At 49.2% G+C, this 26,598-nt stretch carries 26 protein-coding genes; 9 read left to right on the plus strand and 17 right to left on the minus strand.

Translation table 11 applies throughout. The annotated features are described in order from the left end of the window. Window positions 1-120 precede the first annotated feature (120 nt). The gene (locus ACFS7Z_RS16900; protein ID WP_377487051.1) at window positions 121-2,262 is read left to right on the plus strand and encodes a carboxy terminal-processing peptidase; all 2,142 of its coding nucleotides are present in this window, start codon (window positions 121-123) and stop codon (window positions 2,260-2,262) included. Window positions 2,263-2,521: 259 nt separating this feature from the next. Then, window positions 2,522-4,111 carry a gamma-glutamyltransferase gene (gene ggt, locus ACFS7Z_RS16905; RefSeq protein ID WP_377487229.1) on the plus strand — a complete coding sequence of 530 codons (1,590 nt, stop codon included), beginning with the start codon at window positions 2,522-2,524 and terminating at the stop codon, window positions 4,109-4,111. 5 nt (window positions 4,112-4,116) lie between these two features. On the opposite strand, the gene ACFS7Z_RS16910 is transcribed toward ggt, so the two are convergent. Next, the gene (locus ACFS7Z_RS16910; protein ID WP_377487053.1) at window positions 4,117-4,515 is read right to left on the minus strand and encodes a hypothetical protein; all 399 of its coding nucleotides are present in this window, start codon (window positions 4,513-4,515) and stop codon (window positions 4,117-4,119) included. Window positions 4,516-4,651: 136 nt separating this feature from the next. After that, entirely contained in the window at window positions 4,652-5,809 is a 1,158-nt protein-coding gene (locus tag ACFS7Z_RS16915; RefSeq protein WP_377487055.1) for a trans-sulfuration enzyme family protein, read from the minus strand. A 263-nt stretch (window positions 5,810-6,072) separates the two neighbouring features. On the opposite strand from ACFS7Z_RS16915, the gene ACFS7Z_RS16920 reads away from it, so the two are divergent. Both ACFS7Z_RS16920 and lysS read left to right on the plus strand, forming a co-directional pair. After that, window positions 6,073-7,101, plus strand: coding sequence for a hypothetical protein (locus ACFS7Z_RS16920; protein ID WP_377487057.1), 1,029 nt, complete (start codon window positions 6,073-6,075; stop codon window positions 7,099-7,101). 488 nt (window positions 7,102-7,589) lie between these two features. Next, complete coding sequence (gene lysS, locus ACFS7Z_RS16925) at window positions 7,590-9,131, plus strand: lysine--tRNA ligase (protein ID WP_377487060.1); 1,542 nt, start codon at window positions 7,590-7,592, stop codon at window positions 9,129-9,131. Window positions 9,132-9,209: 78 nt separating this feature from the next. Here lysS and ACFS7Z_RS16930 read toward each other — a convergent pair whose 3' ends face one another. The 3 genes from ACFS7Z_RS16930 to ACFS7Z_RS16940 all read right to left on the minus strand — a co-directional run bounded on the left by ACFS7Z_RS16930 (window position 9,210) and on the right by ACFS7Z_RS16940 (window position 10,888). Then, window positions 9,210-9,731 (minus strand): YtxH domain-containing protein, encoded by a 522-nt coding sequence (locus tag ACFS7Z_RS16930; RefSeq protein WP_377487062.1) that lies wholly within the window; start codon window positions 9,729-9,731, stop codon window positions 9,210-9,212. A gap of 335 nt (window positions 9,732-10,066) precedes the next feature. After that, window positions 10,067-10,396 carry a YtxH domain-containing protein gene (locus ACFS7Z_RS16935; RefSeq protein ID WP_377487065.1) on the minus strand — a complete coding sequence of 110 codons (330 nt, stop codon included), beginning with the start codon at window positions 10,394-10,396 and terminating at the stop codon, window positions 10,067-10,069. A 165-nt stretch (window positions 10,397-10,561) separates the two neighbouring features. Continuing rightward, window positions 10,562-10,888 carry a YtxH domain-containing protein gene (locus ACFS7Z_RS16940; RefSeq protein ID WP_377487068.1) on the minus strand — a complete coding sequence of 109 codons (327 nt, stop codon included), beginning with the start codon at window positions 10,886-10,888 and terminating at the stop codon, window positions 10,562-10,564. 205 nt (window positions 10,889-11,093) lie between these two features. Between ACFS7Z_RS16940 and ACFS7Z_RS16945 the strand changes: the two genes are divergently transcribed. From ACFS7Z_RS16945 to ACFS7Z_RS16955, 3 genes are all read left to right on the plus strand, one after another. Further along, a complete protein-coding gene (locus ACFS7Z_RS16945; RefSeq protein WP_377487071.1) occupies window positions 11,094-11,336 on the plus strand; it encodes a Kazal-type serine protease inhibitor domain-containing protein in 243 nt (80 codons plus the stop codon). Between the two features lie 37 nt (window positions 11,337-11,373). After that, complete coding sequence (locus ACFS7Z_RS16950; RefSeq protein WP_377487074.1) at window positions 11,374-11,745, plus strand: cupin domain-containing protein; 372 nt, start codon at window positions 11,374-11,376, stop codon at window positions 11,743-11,745. 74 nt (window positions 11,746-11,819) lie between these two features. Next, window positions 11,820-13,313 carry a M28 family peptidase gene (locus tag ACFS7Z_RS16955; RefSeq protein ID WP_377487077.1) on the plus strand — a complete coding sequence of 498 codons (1,494 nt, stop codon included), beginning with the start codon at window positions 11,820-11,822 and terminating at the stop codon, window positions 13,311-13,313. Between the two features lie 222 nt (window positions 13,314-13,535). Here the strand turns inward: ACFS7Z_RS16955 and ACFS7Z_RS16960 are convergent, their stop codons facing one another. The 9 genes from ACFS7Z_RS16960 to ACFS7Z_RS17000 all read right to left on the minus strand — a co-directional run bounded on the left by ACFS7Z_RS16960 (window position 13,536) and on the right by ACFS7Z_RS17000 (window position 21,544). After that, window positions 13,536-14,348, minus strand: coding sequence for an enoyl-ACP reductase FabI (locus ACFS7Z_RS16960; protein ID WP_377487080.1), 813 nt, complete (start codon window positions 14,346-14,348; stop codon window positions 13,536-13,538). A gap of 61 nt (window positions 14,349-14,409) precedes the next feature. Next, window positions 14,410-16,107, minus strand: a complete 1,698-nt coding sequence (gene recN, locus ACFS7Z_RS16965) for a DNA repair protein RecN (protein WP_377487083.1) — start codon at window positions 16,105-16,107, stop codon at window positions 14,410-14,412. 141 nt (window positions 16,108-16,248) lie between these two features. Next, window positions 16,249-16,479 (minus strand): hypothetical protein, encoded by a 231-nt coding sequence (locus ACFS7Z_RS16970; protein ID WP_377487086.1) that lies wholly within the window; start codon window positions 16,477-16,479, stop codon window positions 16,249-16,251. Between the two features lie 74 nt (window positions 16,480-16,553). After that, window positions 16,554-17,459: a type IX secretion system protein PorD gene (gene porD / locus ACFS7Z_RS16975; protein ID WP_377487089.1), complete on the minus strand. Its 906-nt coding sequence runs from the start codon at window positions 17,457-17,459 to the stop codon at window positions 16,554-16,556. After that, a complete protein-coding gene (coaBC, locus tag ACFS7Z_RS16980) occupies window positions 17,452-18,114 on the minus strand; it encodes a bifunctional phosphopantothenoylcysteine decarboxylase/phosphopantothenate--cysteine ligase CoaBC (RefSeq protein ID WP_377487092.1) in 663 nt (220 codons plus the stop codon). Before coaBC ends, porD begins: the two co-directional genes overlap by 8 nt. Continuing rightward, window positions 18,095-18,655 (minus strand): flavoprotein, encoded by a 561-nt coding sequence (locus ACFS7Z_RS16985; RefSeq protein ID WP_377487095.1) that lies wholly within the window; start codon window positions 18,653-18,655, stop codon window positions 18,095-18,097. The genes coaBC and ACFS7Z_RS16985 overlap by 20 nt, the downstream gene beginning before the upstream one ends. Before the next feature lie 9 nt (window positions 18,656-18,664). Beyond that, window positions 18,665-18,997, minus strand: coding sequence for a DNA-directed RNA polymerase subunit omega (locus ACFS7Z_RS16990; RefSeq protein WP_377487098.1), 333 nt, complete (start codon window positions 18,995-18,997; stop codon window positions 18,665-18,667). Window positions 18,998-19,007: 10 nt separating this feature from the next. Then, window positions 19,008-19,838, minus strand: coding sequence for an outer membrane protein assembly factor BamD (locus ACFS7Z_RS16995; RefSeq protein WP_377487101.1), 831 nt, complete (start codon window positions 19,836-19,838; stop codon window positions 19,008-19,010). A gap of 77 nt (window positions 19,839-19,915) precedes the next feature. Beyond that, the gene (locus tag ACFS7Z_RS17000; protein ID WP_377487104.1) at window positions 19,916-21,544 is read right to left on the minus strand and encodes an OstA-like protein; all 1,629 of its coding nucleotides are present in this window, start codon (window positions 21,542-21,544) and stop codon (window positions 19,916-19,918) included. Between the two features lie 198 nt (window positions 21,545-21,742). Here ACFS7Z_RS17000 and tilS point away from each other — a divergent pair, with 198 nt between their 5' ends. Together tilS and mdh are read left to right on the plus strand one after the other, a co-directional pair. Further along, on the plus strand, window positions 21,743-23,074 hold the full coding sequence (gene tilS / locus ACFS7Z_RS17005; protein ID WP_377487107.1) for a tRNA lysidine(34) synthetase TilS: 1,332 nt from the start codon (window positions 21,743-21,745) through the stop codon (window positions 23,072-23,074). A 259-nt stretch (window positions 23,075-23,333) separates the two neighbouring features. Continuing rightward, window positions 23,334-24,272, plus strand: coding sequence for a malate dehydrogenase (gene mdh / locus ACFS7Z_RS17010; RefSeq protein WP_377487110.1), 939 nt, complete (start codon window positions 23,334-23,336; stop codon window positions 24,270-24,272). Window positions 24,273-24,348: 76 nt separating this feature from the next. Here mdh and ACFS7Z_RS17015 read toward each other — a convergent pair whose 3' ends face one another. From ACFS7Z_RS17015 to ACFS7Z_RS17025, 3 genes are read right to left on the minus strand one after another with little or no spacing between them, the layout of a single operon-like run. Continuing rightward, complete coding sequence (locus ACFS7Z_RS17015; protein WP_377487113.1) at window positions 24,349-24,843, minus strand: barstar family protein; 495 nt, start codon at window positions 24,841-24,843, stop codon at window positions 24,349-24,351. 28 nt (window positions 24,844-24,871) lie between these two features. Then, the gene (locus tag ACFS7Z_RS17020; protein WP_377487116.1) at window positions 24,872-25,786 is read right to left on the minus strand and encodes a rhomboid family intramembrane serine protease; all 915 of its coding nucleotides are present in this window, start codon (window positions 25,784-25,786) and stop codon (window positions 24,872-24,874) included. A gap of 8 nt (window positions 25,787-25,794) precedes the next feature. Continuing rightward, on the minus strand, window positions 25,795-26,577 hold the full coding sequence (locus tag ACFS7Z_RS17025; protein WP_377487119.1) for a rhomboid family intramembrane serine protease: 783 nt from the start codon (window positions 26,575-26,577) through the stop codon (window positions 25,795-25,797). Window positions 26,578-26,598: the final 21 nt, after the last annotated feature.

Below are 26,598 nucleotides of genomic sequence, written 5' to 3' on the forward strand. Positions count from 1 at the left end.
CCTGTTTATGTTATAAAAATATTTTACTACATTACGAATTAAAGCTTCGCTCTAGGGCCGTATATGATCTTCGGCATCACTTTTGCGTACTACATTAACAAGTCCATTCAATTAAACTAGATGCTATCATTGACAACTCGTTTCAAAATATTCTTGTCTGTATTTGCAGTAATCCTGCTAACAGCTTCTTTCATCCTCTACAGGAGCGACGACACGCCTGAAGGGAAGAATCAGATCCTGATTAAAGCCTTGATGCAGGGCTTGAATACTGGACATTACCGACCGGAAAAAATTGACGACGCTTTTTCTCAAAAGGTATTTGACCTTTACTTACAGCGCCTCGACTATAATAAGAAATTCTTACTTGCCTCTGATGTGCAGAACCTGCGCAAGTTCAGAACCAGCATAGATGACCAGCTCCGCGAGGGCTCGCTGGCGTTTTTTGATGTGTCTTCCGAACTTGTAGATCAGCGCACGAAGGAGTCGAAGGAGTATTATAAGGAGATTCTGTCCCAGCCTTTTGATTTCACGAAAAATGAGACAATCGAGACGGACGGGGAGAAGCTTTCTTATGCCAAAGACAAAGCCGCTTTAAAGGAGGCATGGCGCAAGCAGCTGAAATACCAAACGCTGGTTCGCCTGTCAGAAATAAAGAAAGAGCAGGAGAAGGCACTGGAAAAAGGGGAGAAAGTAGAGACCAAGACGTTTGAGCAGATGGAGAAAGAGGCTCGTGAAAAGGTGAAAAAATCCTATGACGACCTGTATGAGCGTATGGCCAGAATCAACAAAGATGACCGCCGTACCACTTACATCAATGCCATCACCAACGTGTATGACCCACATACAAGCTACTTCCCTCCTAAGGACAAAGATAACTTCGATATTGAGTTTACTGGCCGCTTAGAAGGCATTGGTGCCTCATTGCAGGAAAGAGACAACCAGATCAGGGTAATGGAAATTGTACCAGGCAGCCCGTCGTACCTGCAGGGCGATCTGAAGCCAGGTGACGTTATTCAGAAAGTAGCGCAGGGCAACAACGACCCGGTTTTGGTAGAAGGCATGCGTCTTGACGATGCGATTCAACTTATCCGCGGTAAGAAAGGAACAGAGGTACGCCTGACGGTGAAGAAGCCGGATGGCTCCACTCAGGTAATTCCGATTGTGCGTGATATCATTGTTTTAGAAGAAGGATATGCACAGTCTGCCATTATCAATGACAAAGAGAAGATTGGCTATATTAAGCTTCCAGGTTTCTACGCCGACTTCCAGAACAAAGACGGCCGCTTTAGCGGTGCCGATGTAAAGCAGGAAGTAGAGAAACTAAAGGCAGCAGGTATGGAAGGCTTGATCCTTGACCTGCGTAACAACGGTGGCGGTTCGCTTTCAGATGCCATTGAAATGGCTGGTCTGTTTGTTGACCAGGGGCCAATTGTACAGGTAAAAACAGCTGCAGGCAAAGCCGTGGTATTGAACGACCGCGACCCGCAGGTGCAGTATGATGGGCCGCTTGTAATACTGGTTAACTCTAACAGTGCATCGGCTTCTGAGATTTTAGCAGCCGCTATGCAGGATTACAAACGTGCCGTGATTGTAGGTAGCCCTACATATGGTAAAGGCACCGTACAGCAGTTCTTTGAACTGGACGAGGCGCTGCCAGCACAGTTTAATAACTACAAGCCTTTTGGAGCCCTGAAACTGACAACGCAGAAGTTCTACCGCATTAACGGTGGTACTACCCAGTTGCGCGGCGTAACGCCGGATGTTGTTCTTCCGGATGCTTACCGTTACCTTGAGTTTGGTGAGAAAGAGCAGGAATACCCGCTTCCGTTCGATGAGATTGCTCCTGCCAAGTATAAGCCATGGGCACAAGGTAATCTGAACCTGGCAAGGGTGCAGACCAACAGCAAAAACAGGGTAGCCACTGACAAGAACTTTAACCTGATTGAAGAAAGTGCAACCCGCCTGAAAAAGCAGTCTGACGCAACGGAACGTTCTCTTCAGTTAGAGCAGTACCAGGCAGAAGAAGCCAAGGCAGAGGCTGCATCCAAGCGCTTTGAAGCAGCCAAGAAAACTATTCCGGTGCTGGATGTTACACGTCTGCAGCAGGACCTACAGGCTTTAGGAAGCGATACTGCCAAAGTGGCCCGCAGCAGAGAATTTATCAAAAGCCTGAAGCAGGATGTATACGTGGAAGAGGCTGTAGCAATTATCCAGAATGATTTAAAACCAGCTGCGGCCATCACAGGAAAAGATAGGAAATAGGTCTCTTAAAGACATTTGAGAACGCCGGCTATGAATCATAGCCGGCGTTCTTTTATATTACCACACCAGGAAACAAATACTGAACATGCCAAATCGAACTGTCTACGCTACACCTCACCTACAGAAAATACTTACGAAGGCAGGGCTCATGCCTTGGCTACTGCTCATCACGCTGCTTCCCTCCTTCCTGAGCAGTTGCGCGACAGGCTCAAAGACAGAAAACACTGCTCAGGAAAGAGGTCTGGTGACAGACAAAGCCATGGTGGTTTCGGCACACCCCGAGGCCTCCCGCATCGGGGTGGAGGTTCTGAAGAAAGGAGGTAATGCGTATGATGCGGCCATTGCCACGCAGTTTGCACTGGCGGTGGCATTTCCGGTGGCAGGCAACATTGGCGGAGGCGGCTTTCTGGTATACCGGCAAAACAATGGAGAAACAGGCTCCCTGGATTACCGTGAAAAAGCTCCGGGCGCTGCAACAGAAACGATATACCAAGATACAGCGGGCAATGTAGTAGAAGGGCTGAGCACAGACGGGCATTTAGCCGCCGGGGTTCCGGGTACAGTAGACGGCATGGTGAAGCTGCATGAAAGGTTAGGCTCATTACCCTGGGCAGAGTTAGTACAACCCGCTATTGATTTGGCTACGAAGGGTGTGGTACTGACAGAGAAGGAAGCAAGCGGCCTGAACAGGTCGAAGGATAGCTTTATGAAGCTTAACAAGCATGTGCCTTACCTGGTCCAGGAAGAAGTATGGAAGGCAGGCGATACCCTGCGCCACCCGGACCTTGCCCGCACCTTAATCCGCATCCGCGACAAAGGCCGCGAAGGTTTCTACTCCGGCAAGACCGCTGACCTGATTGTGCAGGAAATGCAGCGCGGCAACGGCATCATCTCACACCAGGATCTGGAGAGCTATGCCGCCCAATGGCGAAAGCCAATCATAGGCGACTACAAAAACTACAAAGTTATTTCCATGGGACCGCCATCCAGCGGTGGCATAGCCTTGCTCCAACTGCTGCAGATGATTGAACCGTACAATCTGAGCAAGTATGGCTGGCAAAGCACAGAAAGCGTTCAGCTGATGACGGAGGCGGAGCGAAGGGTATACGCGGACCGCGCCACCTTCCTTGGCGACCCTGATTTTGTTCAGGTACCTATTCAGGAACTTCTTGACGCTGACTACCTGAAAGAACGAATGGCAAATGTAAGTTTAGCCAAGGCCACTCCTTCTGCTGCTATAAAAGCAGGAGAAATTCCGGTGTATGAGTCCGAGCAAACCACCCACTTCAGCATTGTAGATCAGTTTGGCAATGCGGCCTCCATCACGACTACCCTCAATGGTGGATACGGCTCAAAAGTAATGGTAGAAGGTGCAGGCTTTCTGCTGAACAACGAAATGGATGATTTCAGCGCGAAGCCTGGCGTTCCAAATATGTTTGGGCTGATAGGTGGCAAAGCAAACGCCATTGCACCGGGTAAGCGCATGCTCAGTGCCATGACGCCCACCATCTTGGAGAAAGACGGAAAGCTATACATGGTAGTAGGCACCCCGGGAGGCTCCACCATCATCACCTCCGTTTTTCAAGCTATCCTGAATGTAGTGGAGCACAACATGACCATGCAGCAGGCAGTAGCGGCCCCACGCTTCCATCACCAGTGGCTGCCGGATGAGATACAGCACGAGGCTGAGGCCATTTCTCCTGAGGTAAGGACCCAACTTATCAATAAGGGCTATAAACTGCAGCAGAGGGCACCATACGGCCGTATAGACGCTATTTTAGTCTTGCCTGATGGCAAACTAGAGGGAGGTGCAGATCCGCGCGGGGATGACCTAGCCGTTGGCTTCTGATTAACTTATACCTGCTGCTGTTTTCTCTTTTGAATAAAGCCGGCAACATACACACTTACCGCAGCAATACCGGTCGCTGTCATTAGCCCGAAGACGGTGGCCCTGCGGTTCAGAACATCCGGGGTAAATGTTTTCTTATCTTCTTTGGATGGTGCTACCGCTTTGGCAAACATATTTCCAGTCATCAGTGTGAGTACAGAGGTAAGGCCTACGGCTGCGTGCGCCACTGTTTTGTTGCCTGCTTTCACGCCGGAGCTAAGAGCAAGCAAAGCCCCTCCTACTGCCGTTGGAATTAAAGCTGTTTTAGGTCTGCTCTCGTTTAGAAAGTAACTGGTTAATCCTGCTCCAATCAAGGTAGCAGCGTGTGCGTTGTTCGCGATATCTGGTCTGTCAACTATATTCATCTCTTTTCAATTTTTACCTTTTACCAGCTGCGGCCTTCTGGAGTTATACTTAATTTTGAGGTACAGGTAAGAGCTTAGACTGAAGACTTATCAAAGTGAAACCGTCCTTCTTGGAAGTTTTGTGAAGCAGCGGTTGCTACATTGTGTCTAGGGCTTGTTCTAAATCCCGGATAAGGTAATCAGGGTCCTCCAGCCCCACGTAAAACCGCACCATGTTAAAGGGCAGGTCAGACTTCATTTCTTCGGAAGCGTACGTGGCCGATATCGGGAAAATGAGTGACTCATGCCCTCCCCAGGAGGCTGCCATCAGGAAGTGCTTTAAGCTGTCGCAGAACCTGTCTACCTGCTCCATACGCGCCGCTTTGAGCAGCAGGGTAAACTGACCGGAGTTATTCCGCATTTGCCGCTGCGCCAGTTCATACTGCGGGTGCGTGGGCAGGAAAGGAAACAGCACCTGCTCTACCTTCGGGTGCTGGAGCAAATAGTCCACTACCCTGCGCGTAGTGGCCGCCACACGATCCATCCGTACAGGCAACGTCCGAAGCCCCCTGATAAAAAGCCAGGCATCGTGCGGCGACATCACCGCCCCAAGCGTCATAAACTCTCCTTTGAAAATCTGATTTATCTGTTCTCTTGAGCCACAAACTACACCTCCCATCACATCGGAATGCCCGCCGATATACTTAGTGCAGGAATGAACCACCAGATCTATTCCAAAGGAAATCGGGTTCTGGTGCAGCGGACTGGCAAAGCTGTTGTCGATGATGGTGCTGCAGTTGTTTTCCTTTGCAACAGCTGCCACGGCTGTTAGGTCCTGCAGCTCAAATGTAAAAGAGGTAGGGCTCTCCAGGTAGATTAACCTGGTGTTTGGCCGGATGGCTTCTTCAATTCTTCCAATGTTTTTTCCATCCACCATCGTGACCTCTACACCAAAGCGCGGCAGAAATCTGCGCAGCAGGTTTTTAGTCCAGGTGTAAGGGCGCTTCACACATACTATGTGGTCACCAGCCTTAACCTGGGAGAGTACAGCCGCTGCAACCGCGCCCATGCCACTACCGAAGGCAACCGCGTGCTCTGCCCCTTCCAGCGCTGCCATTTTCTTTTCGAATATGGAAACAGTAGGATTGTTGCCCCGGGTGTACATGTATTCATCCACCTCATGCTTCATCTTATACCGCATGTCAGCTACGGTTTTACTCGCAAAGTTGCTGCTCTGTATAATGGGTGGTGCCACTGACTCGAAGTACTGCTCCCGCTCCTCCCCCAACTGATTGATGATGTATGATAGGTCCATAGTTTCTGTGCGTTTCCATCTCCTTTTACTCCTTCATAGCACTTAACGTTCAGCAGCTACTATGCTCGCAGAATGCTGATTTGCTAAATAAATTAGCATTTAGTGTATACTATTCCGTTTATGTACTTTAAGGCGTCATAAACGCATAAATTATTTTCCCATCACTTCATAAAAGCTTGATTATTAGGCCCATTATTTTTAACTTGTGCTACAAATATTAGCAATTATTGCAACTGTTAATGGCCTATAAATGTTGTTAGTGTATGAAAGAGAGAGAAGAAGAAAATGTTGTTTCGCTGTATCCGGAGGAGCAGAAAATGACGGAAAAAGAGTGGCAGAAATCCATCCCGGCCCAGGTATTTCTGAACTACTTTTTTGCGATAAATTACCATATTCAGCACTTCAACGATAATGGCTTAGCGCATCTTACTTTTTTCAAAGAGGCTGCCTCGGCATTGGGTGAGGAGGATTTAGAGGCCGTTAAACGCCTGCTACTGAATTCATGGAGCACAGAATATGCCTTGCGTGCCACTGCAGAACTGGGCGACGAGGATTATATGCGCAATGCCCTGCACTGGACTTTTCCGCAGGCTTACTATACCGTATTTGCTGGACTGCAGGCCTTCCTGCGCACGCGTGGTGTAAACACTAACAATGAGGCGCTGGTACTCCGCGAGGCAGGACGATTGGTTGTGAAACATGCGTATCCAAGGGCAATAGGATTTTATGCTTCCGGCCATTACGAAGACTTTAACGTTAACCGGTTGCCGCTGGCGCATTACAAGCCGGGCTTACAGATAGCAGGCAAGGAACTGGAGGCACAGGCACAGATTGGCCAGTTCCTGCGCACCACGCGCCGCCAGAAAGCGAAAGCGGTAAGGCAGCAGGTGCAGGCAAACCCTGCCACTGCCATCCGAAGCAGCCGCACTGGCGATATACTGCAGAAGTTTGCGCCACAGCACTGGCAGCAGCTTACCTGGCGCGTGGGCTATACCACTATTTTCGACCTGATGGCACGCCTGCGCATTTCTTCCTCGCACCGTGAGATTGAGCGCTTTGTGCAGGCAGAGATTGACTTTAAGCTGTTCCATGAGTCGCTGCTGGAGATTGTGAGCTACCTGAACGGCATACACGAAAGCTATGTAGCACAGGCAATGGGCATGCAGCAGTACGAGGCATTTGTACAGGAATTGCCAAAACACCTGCAAGGCTCTTTTGTAGCTGCCAGACTGCAGGAGCGCATCAGGCCGCTCTTCACAGAAGACGATTTCCGACTGGGCCAGGCAGCATAATCTGCTTTAGCCATACCTATACTGCGAGCTCCCGTGGGTATATACCTGCGGGAGCTTTTTTTATTTTGAATGAGTGAATTTCGAAGGAATGGTTAGTCGGGTGAGAGCACTCTCTACCAAATCTTTCCACCTTCAACGGGGAGTTTGTAAATTTTGTAAATAAAGGATCCAGCTTCTCTATTCTGTCATCCTGCCAGGATCTTGGTAGAAGGGAGGTTAAGCTTTTGCAGCTTGCCCACAAGATCCTTTCAGGATGACAAGGATTAAATGCAGTTCTTTCCGATAGGATAAGGTATAGTTATATTGAAGAGAAGGTACCCCAAGCCAAAGTGTGCTAGCGAGAAACGCAAATTTTGCATCGCTACACCTTCCCAAACTCACGGTTTAGCAATCAAGCCATTTAACAATTAAAAGATTAACCTTTAAAAGCTGCCATTTATTTACGAATTTTGCAGATTATTCAAAACGACCACCATTATTAAAAACGCATGCAACTGAGCGAACAGGAACTACGCAGGCGCCATGAGCGCGAAGAGCTGGAGAAAATGGGTATAAACCCTTATCCCTCTGAAACCTTTGAAGTTACTGCCACTGCCAAAGAAATAAAGGACAATTTCGATAAGGAACAGAATAACTACCAGGAAGTGAACCTGGCGGGCCGTTTAATGAGCCGCCGCATTATGGGGAAAGCCTCTTTTGCGGAACTTATGGACAGCACCGGCCGCATCCAGATTTACGTGTCACGCGACGACATTGCGCCCGGCGAGAACAAGGACATGTACAATACCGTGTTCAAGAAAATGCTCGACATCGGTGACTTCATCGGTATCAAAGGCTATGCTTTCGTGACGCAGGTAGGCGAGATTTCAGTACACGTAACCGAACTGAAGGTGCTGACAAAATCCCTGAAACCGCTTCCGATTGTGAAGCGTGAGGTAGACGAGAACGGCGTGGAGCACGTGTACGATGCGTTCAGTGATCCGGAGCTGCGTTACCGCCAGCGCTACGTGGACCTGGTGGTGAACCCACAGGTGCGCGAAACTTTCAAAAAGCGTACGCAACTGGTAAACTCCATGCGCAGCTTCCTCACCGAAAAAGGCTACCTAGAGGTGGAAACCCCTATCCTACAGCCATTGTATGGTGGCGCAGCAGCCCGTCCGTTCAAAACGCACCACAACACACTGGACATGACGCTGTACCTGCGCATTGCCAACGAACTATACCTGAAGCGCCTGATTGTAGGTGGTTTCGACGGTGTGTTTGAGTTTGCAAAAGACTTCCGCAACGAAGGTATGAGCCGATTCCATAACCCGGAGTTTACGCAGGTAGAGCTTTATGTAGCCTACAAAGACTATAACTGGATGATGGACCTGGTGGAGGCGATGGTAGAGAAAGTGGCACTTGACCTGCACGGTACAACTGAAGTAAAAGTGGGTGAGAACATCATCAACTTTCAGCGCCCCTGGAAGCGCTTTACTATGTTTGAGGCCATCGAGCACTTCACCAAGATAAATATCTCTGAAATGGATGAGCCAGAACTGCGCCAGACAGCAGAAGGCTTGGGCATCAAAATAGATCCAACACTGGGAAAAGGCAAAATCATTGATGAGATTTTCGGAGAAACCTGTGAGCCATACCTGATCCAGCCAACTTTCATCACAGACTACCCGGTTGAGATGAGCCCGCTGGCGAAGAAGCACCGCAGTAAGCCGGGGCTGGTAGAGCGTTTTGAAGCCATCTGTAATGGCAAGGAAATCTGTAATGCCTTCTCTGAGCTGAACGACCCGATTGACCAGCGTGCCCGCTTTGAGGAGCAGTTGGAATTAGGCAAGCGCGGCGACACAGAAGCCATGGTACTGGACGAGGACTTCCTGCGTGCCCTGGAATACGGTATGCCGCCAACAGCAGGCTTGGGTATCGGCATCGACCGCCTGAGCATGATCATGACAAACTCACATTCAATTCAGGACGTCCTGTTCTTCCCGCAGATGAAGCCGGAAAAGCAGGATAAGAAAGAAGAGGAGAAATAGGAAGCTCCTTGGCTTGTTCAGAATAAAAAAAGCGCCTGTTACAATGTAACAGGCGCTTTTTTATAAAATATCAATCGTTTAAACTCGTGGCGGAGTAGTTGGCGTTGTTGGGCCACCTGTAGTTCCTGTGCCAGTAGCTCCCGGCCCGGAGGTGCCAGGACGTGTGTTGCCTGTGCTTCCAGGGTTTCTTGGATCGTTGATCATGTCCTTCACCTCACTGTCGCTGTGCTTGTTTGTGTCTGTGTAAGGGCTGTTCTTTGTAGTGCCGGTAGTAGTCGTGCTGGTTGCCATTCTTCCGGTACTTGCAGTAGGAGGAAGATCAGGCGCCTCATTCACATGGGCATCTGTGCTGCCGCTCTTATTCATCTGCTTTTTAGCCCAGTCGCTGGCCTGGTCTTTCAGCTCTGTTAACTGGTCAGTATATTTTTTTGCGGATTCCGTTACCTTTCTACGGGTCGCTGTACCCTTTTCAGGGGCAAGAAGCAATCCGGCAAGAACACCTACACCAGCACCCGCCAGTAAGCCTGCGGTAAAACCACCAGCTCCGGCAGCAGCAGCTTTCTTTTTCTTCTTCTTGGAAGAAGTATCTTTTTGTTTCATCTGGTGAAGTGATGAAGATGAATCAGTAGTATAGTTTGATCTGCTTTCTCCTAGTGATCTGCATTCCATGTCTGTTCTCATAGTTCGTGTTCTTTTAAAATTTGGGGTATAACATTTTATTAAAGGTCAAAAAACCTTTACATTCTTTTAGTAACGAGATAGGAAATAATAGGTTAACAAAGCACCTATAAAAACAAGAAGCGCCTGCTCCAGATAAGGGAACAGGCGCTTCTGATGGTAACGCTATTTTTGCCGAAGAGCAACGCTCACACAGGCTTTTGTAACAGGGAATTCCCTGGTCTGCACATCATCATTTGTTTCATGGCAACAGGTGCTTAGGCGTTGCCGCCAGTAGAACCTGCTGAACTGCCGCCTGTTGAACCAGTTGACGAGTTACCTGCGCCGGATTTGTTGCTTTGTCCTGCATTGGAACCACTTTGATTGGAACCGCTGGACTTGCCGAACGTATCGCCGCTCATGTTCTTGATTTCCTCTAAACCAGCCTGCAGGTTCTTCTCCAGGTCTTTGCTTACTTTACCAGCCCATTTCTTTACGCTGGTACGGGTTACTTCACCGGTATCCGGTGCCATCAGTAAACCTGCAATTACACCTGCACTGGCGCCAGCCAACATAGCTAATAATATCTTTCCGCTATTATCTTTCATAGTCTTTGATTGGTGTGATTAATTTTTATTTATTCTGTTTTTACAATGTTGCTTTAATAACGTTCAATTATAGCATTAAGTTATATCTATACAAAAGAATTCAGTTATTGCTGTCCTGAAGAAGCTAAACAGCTTTAAAAAGCAATAATGCCGGAGGCAGAGCACTTATTTTATATTTACGTCCGGGTTATCCTCTGTCAGTTCATCGTAGTTGTTTCTCATCTGCCCTTTCACATCCTCCCAGGATCCTTGTAATATCAACTCGTCGTCACCGCTGCTTTGCTCTCTACCTGACATCGACTGCAGTTTCTTTGTCCAGCGCTTCAACGTCTGGTTTACCTCCTCTCCTGCCTCTGTTAGGCTCTGCATCACGTTCTGGCGGGCTGCACGGCCATCCTCCGGCGCCAGCAGCAAACCTGCCAGTACACCTGCACCTAATCCTGCCAGGGAAGCCAAAAGTATTTTTTCGTTGTCTTTGTTCTTGTTGTTCATCGTCGTGGTTTTAATTGAGTATCATTCTGTGCTTTTAATGCTATACACGTTCAGATGCAGATAACAGCAGCATATAGCCGTATTCCACTTTTCTTTCCATAGTTTTGCGCATCGAAAATACATACGGTTTCACCCATATTTAGTTAATATAGGCACAACAAGTGCACGACAGCGTATAAGGGCTTAAGTAATTCAAAACACACAAATGAAAGGTATACCTGCTGCTGCTTTTACCTTGCTGGTGAGCAGCTTCTTCTCCTGCGCGGGCACAGAAACCGCTCAAAATGTCTGTATCGATCCTGAAAAGATAAACCCTGACGGCATTTGCACCATGCAGTATGACCCCGTGTGCGGCTGCGACAACAAAACTTACAGCAATGCCTGTGTAGCCGACAATACTGGCATTACCTCCTACACTAAAGGAGCCTGCAGTGGTGACAGCGACTAAAAGCCGCTTCCGCTATATATACATTAAAACAAAAGAAATGAGCGAGAAAAAATACTTTAAACAAACGAAGCCGTTCCGGGTACCTACCCACGACGGGAAACTAATAGAAGAGCATTTTGGCCATGCCTCCACCCAGACCGGCGGCTTCAGCGTAGCGCACATGGTGTCTCCGCCACATTGGGGCGAGCCGCACCAGAAGCCGGAGTTTGATGAGATTACAATCGTAACGCGGGGTCGCAAACTGATAGAGGTAGACGGTGAGGAGGTAGAAGTAAAGGCCGGAGAATCTATCCTCATAAAGGCGGGCGCCCGTATTCGATATTCTAACCCTTATGAAGAGGAAACAGAATACTGGTCTATTTGCATTCCTGCTTTCGACATCAGCACCGTTCACCGGGAAGATGATTAGACTGACAGCTTCCCCTGCTTCACTAAAGTTAGAGCAGGATAGATGATGTTCGCATTTCTTATAATATCCCCTTTATGAAGACTTCAAACCTGAGCCTGGCTTTAGCTGCGGTTTTAGCCATGGCTTGCACTAAAAGCCCCTCCAGTACCTCTCCTGCTGCCAGCACAGAACCCGCTTTTTCATATATAAAAGAAGCCGAGCTACGTGAAGACCTTTTTACCCTTTCCAGCGATGACATGCGCGGAAAAAGGGCAGGAACAGTAGATGAACTCAGAGCAGCTGCCTGGGTAGCAGAGCAGGCGCGCAAAGCCGGCCTGGAGCCTGCAGGAGAAGACGGCACCTATTTCCAATTTTTCCCCGTCAGCCGATCACGTGTAGCAGATAACAGTTCTGTTTTTATCAGCGGCAAGCCAGCTAACCTATGGCAGAACGTATGGGTGACGTCGCCAACAGAGGCACGCATAGAAGCTCCTGTGGTGTGGCTGAACGCTCTGGCAGATACTGCCCGGCAAAACTTGCAAGGCAAAGTTGTGGCGATGACACTTCAACCACCAACCCGCATGCCCGCAGCGGGAATGAGCCTCTGGAACTATCGCTATGTAGCCACTGCCCTTCGCCAGCAAATTAATGCCCTCCGGAACCAGAAGGCTGCCGCCATTCTGCTTGTAACAGATTCCACTGCCGAAGCGGATTTTGGTTTTATAGCCCACGTTTTTGAGGAAGGCACTTACCAACTGGAAGGCGATGCCAATCGGCAAAGCAACAGTGCGCCTGTCATGCTGGCTCATTCTTCTTTAGCTTCCACACTTAAGCATCCTGGCGCAAAACTGGCAGCTAGCATCAACATTGATAACTACACTTACCCGTCTATGAACGTGGTTGCCAAGGCACCCGGCTCGGACCCTGAATTACGAAAGGAGCATGTGCTGTTTAGCGGCCACCACGACCATGACGGTATAGGTGCAGCGGTAGACGGGGACTCTATTTACAACGGTGCCGACGACAATGCCTCTGTTACAGTAGCGCTACTTGCCATTGGAAGGGCTTGGGCACAACAACCCGGCAAGCGCTCTGCCCTGTTTGTATGGCATGGTGCTGAAGAGCGGGGATTACTAGGCTCCCGCTGGTATGTGGAGCATCCTACCGTGGACAAGGAATCGATTGTGGCAGTGCTGAACGCAGACATGATTGGGCGCAACGCACCTGACTCTGCCGCTCTGCTGGGGTCTATAGCGCCACACCGCAACTCTACCGCCTTAGTGGATATGGCCATGCAGGCAAATGAGCAGCATACAAAGTTTATCATAGATACTTCCTGGGATGAGGCAAGCCATCCGGAGGGCTGGTACTTCCGCAGCGACCACTTACCATACGCCCGCGCCGGAATTCCTGCTATCTTCTTCACTACGCTCCTGCACCCGGACTACCACACGCCACGGGACGAAGCAGAACGCATTGACCTGGAGAAGCTAACCAAGATGACGCGCTGGATGTATGCCACCGGCTGGGCTGTTTCAGAGGCTCCGCAAAGGCTTACCACAGACCCGGATGCAAAACTGGAGCGGTAACATTGGTATGCACCTTTGGAAAATTAGCCATACTTTGGCTCCTGTTATCCTGTAAGGTTCTTTGTAGACTATAAGTAGGACCTCACCCGATCCATACAGGATAACAGAAGAGCAACTATCTTCTAAACTGGTTAAAAGCAATGAGGCCCCTGCTACCATAGCAGGGGCCTCATTGTTATGATTGAGACAGGAAATTATTCTCAAATCTCCTCCTCTTCAAATTTACTTCTGAATCATGTTCACGATATCTTCTGAGATACCCATACTGCTAAAGCCACCATCGTGCATCAGGTTCTGCATCGTCACCATCTTAGTGAGGTCAGAGAACAGCGTGATGGTATAGTCGGCGCAGGCCTCAGCAGAGGCGTTACCCAGCGGCGACATTTTATCAGCATAGTCATAGAACGCATCGAAACCACCCACGCCTGTTCCGGCTGTAGTCTTGGTCGGCGACTGTGAAATCGTATTCACGCGCACCTTCTTCTGTGTGCCTAAACGGTAGCCGTAGTTGCGGGCAATAGACTCCAGCACCGCCTTCGCCTGCGACATATCAGTATAGTCGGGGAATACACGCTGCGCTGCAATGTAAGACAAAGCCACAATCGATGCCCACTCATTCAGCGCATCCTGCTTCTCTGCCACGTGCATCACCTTATGGAAAGACAGCGCAGAAATATCCAGCGTTTTCAGGAACCAATCATAGTTCAGGTCGCCGTATGTTTTGCCTTTGCGGATGTTCGGGCTCATACCAATGGAGTGCAGCACGAAATCGAGTTTGCCGCCCAATATCTCCTGTGACTTAGTGAACAGGTTCTCCAGGTCCTCTACAGAAGTAGCATCAGCAGGAACAATCTCTGCGTTGCATTCCTCAGCCAGTCTCTTTATTTCACCCATGCGCATGGCAAGCGGCGCGTTCGTCAGCACGAATTGAGCACCTTCTTCATGGGCACGCTTTGCTACCTTCCAGGCAATAGACTTCTCGTCCAGCGCTCCGAAAATGATTCCTTTCTTCCCTTTTAACAGATTATAGGACATGTCTTTTTATGTTGTTGTTTGGTTGTAACGGCGATTAAGACAGCAATATAATAATAAGTCCTTAGAGTGAAAGCAACTCTTTCGCACTTTGATAGGCGTTTGCGCTAGGATTGGCGCCTGCTATCATATGCGCGATTTCATTCACGCGCTCCTCCTCATCCAGTTTCCGCACGCGGCTGATGGTACGTTCTGCGGTATCTTCTTTATAGACAAAGTAATGCGAGTTGCCCTGTGCGGCAATTTGAGGTAGGTGCGAGATAGCAATAATCTGGTGCTTCTGCGCCATCTGCTGCATCATCTTACCCACTTTCACAGCCACCTCTCCGGATATACCTGTGTCAATTTCGTCGAACACAATGGTTGGCAAGGCGGTTTTATCAGCCAGCATATACTTAATGCTGAGCATCAGGCGTGAGAATTCACCACCGGAGGCAGCCTTGATCAGCGTCTGCGGCTGTGCTCCTTTGTTGGCGCTGAACAAGATGTTGATGTCATCGGTACCCGTGGCCGTAGGCGCTACTTCATTGTGCTGAATAACGATACGGGCGTTTGGCATACCCAGGTCAGCCACCAAAATGTATAGCTCCTGCTCAAACGTATTAAAAGATGCCTTGCGGCGCTCCGACAAGATAGCGGCTTTCTCGTGTACCTCTTTCTCCGCCTGTTTCATGGCTTTTTCGGTGCTGGCAATGGCATTGTCTAAGTTCAAGACGCTGCCTACTTTCTCCTCCAGCTCGCGCTGTATTTCTAATAATTCCGCTACCGTTAGCACCTGGTGCTTGCGCTGCAGGGTATAAATCAAATTCAGTCGTTCCTGTACCTCTTCCGTCCGCTGTGGATCGGCTTCAGTGTTACGTTCCGCGTCCTCCAGCTCACCGGCAACATCATTCAGTTCAATCATGCAACTCTCGGTACGGGTACGCAACTCCTCATACTTAGAGGAGAACTGCGCCAGCTGCCCTATCAGGTAAACCGTGTCTTTTAAAGCCGAGGTGATGTTAAACTCCGACTCTGTCAGGCTCTGCACTGCCTGCGTCAGCTTCAGTTTGATATCTTCGGCGTTTTCCAGCTGCTTCAGTTCTTCCTCTAGTTCCTCCTGCTCTTTTTCCTGCAGGCTGGCATCCGATAGCTCGTTCAGCAGGAAAGCATGGTAATCGTGCTCCTTTTGCGCCTGTGCCAGCTGGTCTGTCAGCTTTTTATAGTCGCTCTCCAGCTTTTTATACTGGCGGTAGCTCTCGTTGTACTTGCGCAGGTAAGACAAATTACCAGCGTATATATCGAAGGTCGTATTGCCCATGGCCGCCGTGTTACCGGCATAAATATCTAGGATGTTCAGCTGATAACTCGTGTCGCCGAGCTGCAGCGTGTCGTGCTGCGAGTGGATATCCATCAGGTTCTCTCCTATCTTCCGGATCACGTCCAAGGTTACAGGCGTATCGTTCACAAAAGCACGGCTCTTTCCGCTCGGGCTGATCTCGCGGCGCAGAATGCACTGGTCATCAAAATCCAGGTCCTCTTTTGCAAAAAGCTCCTGTAAATTATAGTGTGATATATCGAAAACTCCCTCAATCACACACTTCTCGTCCTGCTTAAACAGCAGTTTAGTATCGGCACGGTTGCCCAGCAGCAGGCCAATTGCCCCCAGCATAATGGACTTACCCGCACCGGTTTCACCCGTGATAATGTTGAGCACCGGCGACGGACGCATCTCCAGTTTCTCTATCAGGGCGTAATTCTTTATTTTAAGATCTATCAGCATACATCAAGACACAAGACTATAAGACTTAAGGTATAAGACTTTTTGCCTCTTCTAAAGTTCGGAAATTCTGTTGAAATGTAAGATAAAATTATGGGGAGCAGTTTTTGAGTACGAGGCCAAAGCGCGCACTACGTCCTGCTTTTAATAGGCCGCCTCTATATCGTAGATGATTTCTTCGATATCACCTATAGCCGCGGTGTGTTTTCCAAAGCGATGGTCCTTCAGGTGTAGCTCTTCTTCTGTCAGCTTTGTGATGTCGCCATTCATGACCACTTTGCTCCGCAGCACTACCTGCACTGTTCTCCGTTGCAGCAGTTCCTGAATATGGTCTTTTATGTCGTTTCTGAAGATGCGTTTCTGCCGCTTGCCCATAGGGATACAGGTAAAAACCCGGCTTTGCTGCCGGGCGCGTGAAGATACGCTGTTTTAGTTGAATTCTAAAAATTTTAGCGTTTTAGCAAAATCTCGTATTTCGTATTATTGGTAGGGTCTACTTGTGACAACATCGTGAAAGCCTGCTGCTTTTGGGCTGGCGCAGCCGTTTTAAACATATTCACCAGCTCATCAGACTTTGCATCGAAAAATGAACGGAGCACAGCAGAGTTTGGCTTTTGCTGCTGCAGGCGCTGTAAGTCTGCCAGAATTCCCAGCATAGTTGTCCTTGCCTTTTCAGGGTTCTCAGCCATAATGTCCAGCCCTTGGCGGTGCATGTTGTACATACCCTCGCGGTACGGCAGGAACTGTGGGTCCTGCAGGTTGTCAATCAGCCAGTAACGGTTACGATTGCTGTCAAAGGCCTTCCAGCCAGCATAACCAGCTCCTTGGGAGGCAGCTATATTCAGTACGTTTCTAGCTTTATCAAAGGCAGGTGCCCCACCCAGACGGCCGAAGCTGTCGTTATCCATTCCCACAATCATGTAAGCATAGAAAGCCAGCATAGAGGAAAGGTTGGATGTAAAGTTATTCTCAGAAAAGTCAAGCGCCTGTGCCGTGTTAAACTGAAAGGTCCAGTCTTTATCGATAAAAGAGAAAAGGATAGTCTCGTAACCGGTGCCATAGGTTGGCCGCAGCGACACCACCTGCACGTTGGCCTGGAAGATACCAATCTCAGGCATAGCTGTCAGGTTAATCAGCATCCGGCACTTTATCCGCTCATCTGGCCGGTAAGGCTGGTCTGACCAACGGCGGTTGTTCATGAACTCAGAGATGCTGGTCTGCATGTCCGAGAACAGCGACCGATCTGTGTACTGCACCTGCTCGCTGTTCACCACCACTTCACACTGTAATTCCTGCGCCCTGACAGTCCAGGCCGTGCAAATTAGCATCAGCAGTACAAAAATTTTCTTAACCATGTAGCCTGTCCCAGATTAGGTTTACTATATCCTGTGCCACTTCGCTCTTCGGCTTCAGCTCAAAGGGTGTCGTGGCTTCCTGTTCAATAACAGTGATTTTGTTCGTGTCATGCCGAAAACCTGCCCCATCATCGTTCAGGGAATTCAGCACAATCATGTTCAGATTCTTTTTATGCAGCTTTTTGCGGGCATTGGTACTTTCATCGTGGGTTTCAAGGGCAAAGCCCACTGAAAACTGCCCCGGCTTTTTACGCTGCCCTAATTCCGCTGCTATATCAACGTTCTTAACCAGTTCAATCGTAAGCTCGTTCCCTGATTTTTTGATTTTTTTATCTGCTGTTACTTTTGGCTTGTAATCGGCCACGGCAGCGGCAAATACCAGTATATCAGCGGCATCAGCATGTTGCAGCACAGCGGCATACATTTCGTCGGCTGTCGTTACCTTCGTAATTGTGATGTTGGTATGGTGGGTATGTAAGTTGGTGGGGCCTGCCACCAGTTGCACGGTAGCCCCGTGCTGTGCAAAACACTCGGCAATGGCGTATCCCATTTTGCCTGTAGAGTGGTTCCCGATAAAACGAACGGGGTCTATAGGCTCTTGCGTCGGACCTGCCGTTAAGAGTACTGTTTTGCCTTTAAACGATTTTTGAGTCACCTCCAAAGAAGTTCTGAAGTACCTGTACAATTTCTTCCGGCTCCGCCATACGCCCCTGCCCTACCAGGCCGCTTGCCAGTTCTCCGTATCCTGCCTCTATAATATGGTTGCCGTAGCCCTGCAGCTTTCTGAAGTTAGCCTGCACCGCAGGGTGGCGGTACATATCCAGATCCATGGCAGGAGCGACAAACACAGGGCAGCGTGCGGAGAGATAGGTGGCAGAAAGGAGATTATCACAGAAGCCGTTCGCGAACTTAGCCACCGTGTTGGCACTTGCCGGGGCCACCACCAGGGCATCGGCCCAGAGCCCGAGGTCCACGTGGTTGTTCCAGGTTCCTGTTTCGTCTTTCACAAATTGGCTGAGCACCGGCCGTTTAGAGAGCGTGGCTAATGTGAGAGGGGTTATAAACTCAGAAGCAGAAGCAGTCAAAATGACTTGTACTTCTGCTTCTGCTTTTATGAGTTGGCGAACAAGTAGCGCGGCTTTGTAGGCAGCGATGCTTCCGCAAACTCCCAATATAATTTTTTTGCCCTTCAGCATTCGCCTGTACTACAGGTTGATTTCCTCCTGCGTCTCTTCTTCGCTCGGGTTTCTTACATAAACTTTCTTCTCCAGGAACTCCTCCACTGCCAGGTTGGTAGGCTTTGGCAGGCGCTCATAGTACTTGGAGATTTCGATCTGCTCGCGGTTCTCGAAAACTTCCTCCAGGTTATCTACAGTCGTAGCAAACTCAGCCAGCTTGGAGTTTAACTCCTCTTTCAGCTTCACAGAAATCTGGTTTGCTCTTTTAGAAATCACTGCCACAGACATATACACGTTGCCGGTTTGCGCTGCAAAGTCGGCCATGTTGCGGGTAACGATTGATGATGAAACTGATGCCATATTTTATAATTTATGAATTCTCCTGATTGTTATTATTCTTTCTGATTTTCGCGAGTTCGCTTCTCGCCTGGTCGTAAATCCGCTCTGCATCACGCTTAAACCTGCTGTCAGGATACTGATCTACAAAACTCTGGAAATAGTCGACTGCCTCGTCGAAACGCTCTTCCTGCTTACTCGGTATACTTTCCAAAGCAAAACGGTACTGTGAGTCAAGCTTAAGGAAAGCGGCTTCTTCACTATACGCAGAAGAAGCATGCTCCCGCTGGAAATTATTAAACGCCACCACAGCGGAGCGCCAGTAACGCAACTGGTAATACAAGCGTGCTTGGTTAAACTCTTTCTTGTCAATCTTTAGGTAAAGCTCCTCTATTGTTTTGTTGGCTTCCGGCACATGCTCGCTGGTAGGGTAGCGTGTCATGAACTCCTCAAACGCCAGAATAGCAGTTAATGTTGGCGTCTGGTCTTCCTCAAAGTCCGGCGACTGCTCATACAGCGACTTTGCCTGCATGTACATGGCCTCCTCAGCTAAAGGGCTTCGCGGATACGTGGTATAGAAGTTCCGGAAATAAGCATCGCTCAGGATATAGTTACCCTGCATATAGTGCGACTGCGCCTGGTAGAACAGGGCTTTTTCCGAGTTTTCCGTACCTGCTAACAGCGGTGTCACCTGGTCTAACAGTTGGGAGGCACGGTAATATTCCTCCTTCTCGTAGTATTCAAGCGCAGCCTGGTATTTCTTGGTGACATCGTTACTCTTCAGGAGTTTCTGAAAATTGCTACATCCGCTGGCCAGCAGCAGGAGGCAAAAAAGTACGACGGTATTTAAAAAGCCTTTATTCATGAACAGGCAAAATTATAGAATATCAGTATGATTTACAAAAATGAATTTGAGATATGGCGTCTGGGCTCTTAAATCTTCTATTTCTTTTTCTTAGGCGCTTTCTTTTTTTCAGCTGCCTGTGCTGTAGGGGCCTGCTGCTTCGGCTTTGCCGGCGGTTTTGCCACTACAGCGCGCTTGGATGTTACCTCCTGCTTGGTTGGCCGCAGCTCTGACATCCAGGTGAAGCCCGTCAGTTTCTTCTCTTCTTCCTTCAGTTCATGCGGGGGCACAAAGCTGGCATCGGGCTGCACGAGGAACGAGATTGTCTTCAGTTTATTTTCATCGAACTTCAGGACCATGTCACTGCAGATTGCTTTGTTCATTCCTGTCATCACCGTATCACCTTGCAGGGCATAGTACAGGCTTTCCCCGTTCCCGTTCACGTTCACCCGCCTGATTCTGCCATCCTGAAAGTAGGCCGTCATGTCGCGGCCTTTTACCTGGTTGTAATTCTTTAAAGTGTCTTCCGAGGTTATAAAGGCACTGCTGTACATGTACATCCTGTCGATAGTCTTATTGCGAAGCTCTATATGGATAGTATCTGACACCAGTTGGCTGTTATCGCTCCAAAGTACCGGCTTTATGTTCAGGTGCATCAGGGAGTCAGTGCGGTTGTAGCTCAGGGAGTCGGCTTTCCCCTGCAAATCAGACTTAAAGATTTTTACGTTCGGATAGGCAAAAATCATACTGGTCGCTTTCGCATCCTTCGGTTCACGGGAGTAAAGGGTATCTGCTGAAATATACAGAGTATCCTGCTCCAGAATAGTCTCCATCACGGGATTTCCGTACACCTTCGCCTCACCTCTGTTGCGCCAGTAGCGGCCTGTCTGGCCATATATTGTCACGTCATCTTTCAGCGACTTTAATGTCACGTTGCGCTCTGCATAACCGTACCCCGTATTCTGGTCATAGAAAAGTTTGTCTCCGCCCAGGCGGTACTCAGGCGTCAGGATGTAAGCATTACGCCCGAAATTTGAAATCTTGGTAATGGTGTTATAAGTCCCCTCTTCGGCATACAGATCTCCCTGCTGGCCTTTGATGACGGTTGGCCCCTGGAAGTACACAACTTTAGAGAGCGTGTTATACTTCATGTTCTCAGAAGTGATGTTGTAGTCCCTCGTAGTCACCTTCACGTTCTGCTGGAAAGTATAGAGTTTATTGTTCAGGTCGTAGGAGCCTCTGCGGCTTTCCAATCGGTTCTCCGGATCTACAATAACACCGCCTTCCGTGTACACAGCGGTTTTGGTGGTCATGTCATAGTCCAGGCTGGGCGTGGTCAGGGTCATTCTCGGGTCGCGCATAACCACGTTCCCGGTCATTTTAGCAGTGCGCTTTGAGCCATCGTAAATGGCATGGTTCCCTGTGATGGTCACTGAGTCGGCCTGGTTAATGCGTACATTGCCGAAAGCTTCCAGCATATTCATGTCGCTGTCACGGTACTGGTACACCGAGTCGGCATATAAAAAGGTATCGTTCTGCTTAAACACCACAGAGCCAATCAGCTTCACAATTTCGCGGCCGTTGAATGTCCCTCCTATCAGGTCCTCGGCTCCTTGCAACTGTACTTTCTCTGCCTGCCCTTGCTGTGGTTGAGGCCGCTGCTGCCCTAAAACCGTTAGAGACATCAGGGTAAAGACAAGGGAAAACAGTATTTTTGTGCTATTCATTTAAATTTGAGATGTTAGAAACTAGCCATTAGATGCTAGATTTTGCTTGGTTGTATAGTTGATTGAACCTGATTTTTAAGATTCCATCAGCCACTTATGTTGCTGATTTCGGAATCCTTCATCTTGTGTCTATTGTCTAACATCCAGCGTCTTAAAATTTGACTTCAAAATTAGAAAAAAATCACCAGCAGCTGCTTTATGCTACAGAAAGTTTCAGATTTCATACAATCACATCAACTCTGCCAGCCAGAGAGCAAAATATTAGCTGCCGTAAGCGGTGGCATCGACTCGGTGGTGCTTTGCGAAGTGCTGCACCAGCTGAAGTATACCTTCGCTATTGCCCACTGCAACTTCGGCCTGCGTGCCGAGGATGCCGAGGCTGATCAGCTATTCGTCAAAAAGCTGGCCAAAAAGTACGATGTGCCTTTTTTCACAGAGAATTTTAATACCAGCGCCTTTGCCGCACAGGAGAAGCTATCCATACAAATGGCAGCCCGCACGTTGCGCTACGGGTGGTTTGAAACCGTGAGGCAACTGGAAGGCTATGACTATGTAGCAACAGCCCACCATAGCAACGACACAACCGAAACCATATTGCTGCACCTGACAAAGGGAACCGGCATTGCAGGCCTGCACGGCATCCCGGCCAGAAACGGTCACATCATCCGCCCGCTCTTGTCGGTCACAAAAGACGATGTCTATGAATTCGTAACAGCCAACAGGCTCGTATGGCGCGAAGACACCTCTAACGAAACCACTAAGTACCAGCGCAACAAGATCAGGCACGATGTAATTCCGGTACTGAAGGAAATTAACCCCAGCTTGGAGGAGACGATGCAGCACACGGCCGAGCGGGTGAGCCACGCAGAGGCCATTGTGGCCGTTTACATAGACCAGTTGCGCCAGCAGTGTATAAAGGAAGCGGAAGAGGCTATATATGTGGCGCTGCAGCCCCTTCTGCAGGCAACGGGTTTGCCCGTGGTACTGCATGAACTGCTGCGACCTTACAACTTCAGCTATAGCGTGGTGCTGGAGATGGCGGCGGCGCTGGAGGGCATTTCGGGCAAGCAGTTTGGCTCTCCCACGCACACCCTCGTAAAAGACCGAGACCAGCTGGTGATCACGCCGAAGAACATCAGCAGCTTTGGAAGTATAGCAATAGCGGAGGGCGATACGACTGTGGAGGCCGGAAACATGCGCTTCAGCATCCGGCACGAAGATGCGGCGCAGTATAAACTGAACACCAAACCACACGTGGCAGCCCTTGATGCAGATCAGCTTAAGTTCCCCTTGAAGCTGCGTGCGTGGCAGGAAGGAGATTGGTTCGTTCCGCTGGGCATGAACGGAAAGAAGAAAATCAGCGACTTACTTATTGATAAAAAAGTACCCGCCAACCTAAAACCTCAAACACTGGTATTAGTGTCTGAGCAATCTATTGCCTGGGTAGTAGGCATACGGCCTGATAACCGCTTTAAGGTGACAGACAAGACGCAGAAGGTGGTAGAAATCACGATGCAGCGTAAACCGTAGCTTTTTACGATTCACGTAGCACGTATCTGGTAGCACGATTTCTGAAAAACCTGGGCTCTTAATCAGAGCCACAGCAGCATGCGCCGCGGGCTTTCTTTTCAAAGTGCCTTGTGAAGGGGCTCAGAAAACGTCGTTTGATTATCGGGATACGTGTGTCGTGCTACTTGATACGAAAAAACAGATTGCCGCTTGTTAGTACATAGATTTTCTTAGTTTTACAGAAGTTAATCGAATCTCAAACAAAATAAAACATATCGAAATGAAAGTAACTGTAGTTGGAGCAGGTAACGTTGGGGCAACATGCGCAGATGTGCTGGCTTACCGCGAAATCGCAAACGAAGTAGTTTTAGTGGATATCAAAGAAGGGTTTGCGGAAGGCAAAGCGCTTGATATCTGGCAGAAAGCACCTATCAACTTATATGATACCCGCACCGTTGGCGTCACAAACGATTACTCCCGCACCGCTGATTCTGATGTAGTGGTAATTACGTCCGGCCTCCCAAGAAAGCCGGGCATGAGCCGCGACGACCTTATTTCTACGAATGCGGGTATCGTGAAATCTGTAACGGAGAATGTTGTAAAGCACTCGCCAAACGCCATCATCATCGTTGTGTCTAACCCACTGGATGTGATGACGTACCAGGCGCACCTTACCTCCAAGCTGCCACGCACCCGCGTAATGGGTATGGCTGGTATCTTGGACACAGCCCGCTACAGAGCTTTTCTTGCTGAAGCACTCAACGTGTCTCCAAAAGACATTCAGGCAGTGCTGATGGGTGGCCACGGCGATACCATGGTGCCGCTTCCACGCTATACTACTGTAGGCGGTATTCCGGTAACAGAGCTGATAGAAGAAGATAAACTGAATGCCATTATTGAGCGCACCAAAACAGGTGGCGGCGAACTGGTGAAACTAATGGGTACTTCTGCCTGGTATGCGCCGGGTTCAGCAGCTGCCCAGATGGTAGAAGCCATTGTGCGTGACCAGCGCCGCGTGTTCCCGGTTTGCGTAAAACTGGAAGGCGAGTACGGCATTGATGGTGTGTACCTGGGAGTACCGGTTATTCTTGGTAAAAACGGTATCGAAAAAGTAATTGAATTGCAGCTGAACGACGAGGAGAAACAACTCCTGGAGGATTCTCGTGGGCATGTGAAGGAAGTGATGGATGCTTTGGACAAGATGTCTGCTAACGCGTAAGCACTATATTTTATACTAAAACAGCAGCGGCGCTCCTCAAAAAGAGCGCCGCTGCTGTTTTATTTTGTAGCGTCAGCTAAGGCAAATCCAGCCACTCATGGGGGTTCCAGACAACAGGCCTGGCTCCTACGGGTTCATAGGTAACCTTGGGGTCATCTATCTGGAGCAGAGTCAGGAGCCTTTGGCCGAGGAGCAGGTGCCATTGGGAGGCTTTGGCTAAAATATCAAGTAGAATCTGAGCCGTTTCTTTCTCTACCTGGTCGAAGTGGTGAAGCAGCAGCACCATGCCTTTGCCTGTTATAGTAATCTCCTTCAGGCTTTCTTTCAAAGAACCGAAGGTGCTAGCATAGGTATCCGGGAACCTCAGTTTCTGCTTCAGATCGTCATGCATGGCCTGTTCTTCTGCCCAGGCAGTGCAATCGAACTCCAGCACTCTATAGCGCGCTTTCCGGAACCACATAGTATCGATGAGCAGGAACTCCTGGCGGGAGTAAAGGCAGATGTAGCCGTTCTGCAGGATAGACCAGTCCAGCCGTTGCCACTCTTCGGGTGTGTTCTCGAAAACAGCCATAGGTTAAGTTGGAACTTCTGATTGATTTTTAGTCTTTCTGGCTTGCCTGGAACAACTTCTGCTTCTCATCCTTCGATAGGCTTTCGTAGCCGGAGCTGGATATTTTGTCCAGGATACGGTCTATTTCGTTCTGGCTTGGCTTGCCAGGCTGGCCAAAGGGCGCCCTGTTGCCGTTTGTGGAGGTAGAGGAAGTAGCTGAAGTGCGGCGGTGCGTCACTTTCATCTTCGGGCTGCGACTGAACAAGCGGGAAAAGAAGCCCAGAATAGCATGAACGGGTCGCCCCATGTCGTTGCCACGCTGCAGCTGCTTGATGAACGCCCACCCCAGAACAGCCCCGCCTATGTGAGCGATATTACCACCGGCATTATCGCCAACAGCACCGGATATTGACAACAGCACCAGAAAAGCAGCGATATACTTGATCCTGATAGGTCCAATCAGGATCAGGTTGAAGGCGAAGTTCGGCAGCAGCGTTGCAGCGCCTACCACCACGGCCAGCACACTTGCCGAGGCACCAATCATCATAGAAACAGCAGCCCGATCAGCAAAGTACGGGATAAAGTTGTAGCAGAGCAGGTAAAGAATACCTCCCGCCAGACCTCCCAGCACATACAGGCTCAGCAGTTTTTTCTCGCCCAGGTACTCCCGCACTATCTGCCCGAACCAGTACAGGTTCAGCATGTTAAAGATGATGTGCAGAAAGCCTTCGTGTGTGAAGAAATAGGTAATCAGTGTCCAGGGGCGGGTAATGAAGGTAAGGGGGTAAGAGTTGAGCGCCAGGTAGCTCATTATCAGTCCGTATATCTCTGAACCGCCGGTTAACACCAGGATCGTACGCATCACGATCAGTACCACGAACACAATCACGTTGATGATGATAAGCTGCTTCAACGTATTGCTGGACTGCCGGAAAGAGTACTTTATATCTTCAAGGATGCTCATTATGTGTTTTAAATATTATCCTGATAATCGTTTCGCTGCCACATCTTTACAAGTATATACGCGAACAGCATACCCCCTAGGTGTGCAAAGTGTGCTACGTTATCCCCCGGTGTCCGGTTGAAGCCCGTGTACAATTCATAAGCGCCGTAGAACAGTACAAAGTATTTTGCCTTTATGGGCACCGGCAGAAACAGCAGCATCAGCTCCAGATTCGGAAACAGCAGGCCAAAAGCCATCAGTATTCCGAAAACAGCGCCTGAGGCTCCCAGCATGGGGCTGTTGTACATGCGGCTGAATACATAACGCACAGCCTCCTTACTTTCTTCTATGTACGCTTGGTTATCCGGGTTGCGCTGATACTCAATGGCAAAGGTCCGCTCATACCCACCAGAATAGTTATCTTCCATAAAACTATAGAAGCGACCAGGGTCAGGATTTGCCATGTAGGTCATTGCTTCCTCCTCCAGCTGGTTCAACTCGTAACCACGCACGCCGGAGTAAAGCAGGCTAGCTCCCAAACCGGTGATAAGGTAAAAAGCCAGGAAGCGCTGCGGCCCCCAGAAACGCTCCAGCATTGGCCCGAATATGAACAAGCTGAACATATTGCTGAAAATATGTCCCCAACTGCCATGCATGAACATGTGCGAGAACAGCTGGATGGGCCGGAAATAATCAGACCCAAAATAATGCAGTGCGAAAGTTTCGACACTGATTACGCCACTAAGTTGCAACAAGTATACAACCACATTAATGATCAGGAGATTCCTGACCATAGGGGTAATATTAAACATGCTAATTTTGTTTTAAGAAGT

The organism is Pontibacter toksunensis (genome assembly GCF_042686245.1).
Lineage (GTDB): Bacteria > Bacteroidota > Bacteroidia > Cytophagales > Hymenobacteraceae > Pontibacter > Pontibacter toksunensis.

What these genes read in the sequence shown, in the direction of transcription:
- ACFS7Z_RS16900 (WP_377487051.1), top strand. Translation starts at nt 121, where the DNA reads ATGCTATCATTGACAACTCGTTTCAAAATATTCTTGTCTGTATTTGCA.
- ACFS7Z_RS16960 (WP_377487080.1), bottom strand. Translation starts at nt 14,348, where the DNA reads ATGTCCTATAATCTGTTAAAAGGGAAGAAAGGAATCATTTTCGGAGCG.
- ACFS7Z_RS16945 (WP_377487071.1), top strand. Translation starts at nt 11,094, where the DNA reads ATGAAAGGTATACCTGCTGCTGCTTTTACCTTGCTGGTGAGCAGCTTC.
- ACFS7Z_RS16910 (WP_377487053.1), bottom strand. Translation starts at nt 4,515, where the DNA reads ATGAATATAGTTGACAGACCAGATATCGCGAACAACGCACACGCTGCT.
- ACFS7Z_RS16985 (WP_377487095.1), bottom strand. Translation starts at nt 18,655, where the DNA reads ATGCTGAAGGGCAAAAAAATTATATTGGGAGTTTGCGGAAGCATCGCT.
- ACFS7Z_RS16950 (WP_377487074.1), top strand. Translation starts at nt 11,374, where the DNA reads ATGAGCGAGAAAAAATACTTTAAACAAACGAAGCCGTTCCGGGTACCT.
- ggt (WP_377487229.1), top strand. Translation starts at nt 2,522, where the DNA reads ATGGTGGTTTCGGCACACCCCGAGGCCTCCCGCATCGGGGTGGAGGTT.
- ACFS7Z_RS16970 (WP_377487086.1), bottom strand. Translation starts at nt 16,479, where the DNA reads ATGGGCAAGCGGCAGAAACGCATCTTCAGAAACGACATAAAAGACCAT.
- ACFS7Z_RS16955 (WP_377487077.1), top strand. Translation starts at nt 11,820, where the DNA reads ATGAAGACTTCAAACCTGAGCCTGGCTTTAGCTGCGGTTTTAGCCATG.
- mdh (WP_377487110.1), top strand. Translation starts at nt 23,334, where the DNA reads ATGAAAGTAACTGTAGTTGGAGCAGGTAACGTTGGGGCAACATGCGCA.
- ACFS7Z_RS16915 (WP_377487055.1), bottom strand. Translation starts at nt 5,809, where the DNA reads ATGGACCTATCATACATCATCAATCAGTTGGGGGAGGAGCGGGAGCAG.
- ACFS7Z_RS16920 (WP_377487057.1), top strand. Translation starts at nt 6,073, where the DNA reads ATGAAAGAGAGAGAAGAAGAAAATGTTGTTTCGCTGTATCCGGAGGAG.
- ACFS7Z_RS16990 (WP_377487098.1), bottom strand. Translation starts at nt 18,997, where the DNA reads ATGGCATCAGTTTCATCATCAATCGTTACCCGCAACATGGCCGACTTT.
- ACFS7Z_RS16940 (WP_377487068.1), bottom strand. Translation starts at nt 10,888, where the DNA reads ATGAACAACAAGAACAAAGACAACGAAAAAATACTTTTGGCTTCCCTG.
- ACFS7Z_RS16930 (WP_377487062.1), bottom strand. Translation starts at nt 9,731, where the DNA reads ATGAAACAAAAAGATACTTCTTCCAAGAAGAAGAAAAAGAAAGCTGCT.
- porD (WP_377487089.1), bottom strand. Translation starts at nt 17,459, where the DNA reads ATGGTTAAGAAAATTTTTGTACTGCTGATGCTAATTTGCACGGCCTGG.
- ACFS7Z_RS17000 (WP_377487104.1), bottom strand. Translation starts at nt 21,544, where the DNA reads ATGAATAGCACAAAAATACTGTTTTCCCTTGTCTTTACCCTGATGTCT.
- lysS (WP_377487060.1), top strand. Translation starts at nt 7,590, where the DNA reads ATGCAACTGAGCGAACAGGAACTACGCAGGCGCCATGAGCGCGAAGAG.
- ACFS7Z_RS16995 (WP_377487101.1), bottom strand. Translation starts at nt 19,838, where the DNA reads ATGAATAAAGGCTTTTTAAATACCGTCGTACTTTTTTGCCTCCTGCTG.
- ACFS7Z_RS17015 (WP_377487113.1), bottom strand. Translation starts at nt 24,843, where the DNA reads ATGGCTGTTTTCGAGAACACACCCGAAGAGTGGCAACGGCTGGACTGG.
- ACFS7Z_RS16935 (WP_377487065.1), bottom strand. Translation starts at nt 10,396, where the DNA reads ATGAAAGATAATAGCGGAAAGATATTATTAGCTATGTTGGCTGGCGCC.
- ACFS7Z_RS17020 (WP_377487116.1), bottom strand. Translation starts at nt 25,786, where the DNA reads ATGAGCATCCTTGAAGATATAAAGTACTCTTTCCGGCAGTCCAGCAAT.
- ACFS7Z_RS17025 (WP_377487119.1), bottom strand. Translation starts at nt 26,577, where the DNA reads ATGTTTAATATTACCCCTATGGTCAGGAATCTCCTGATCATTAATGTG.
- recN (WP_377487083.1), bottom strand. Translation starts at nt 16,107, where the DNA reads ATGCTGATAGATCTTAAAATAAAGAATTACGCCCTGATAGAGAAACTG.
- tilS (WP_377487107.1), top strand. Translation starts at nt 21,743, where the DNA reads ATGCTACAGAAAGTTTCAGATTTCATACAATCACATCAACTCTGCCAG.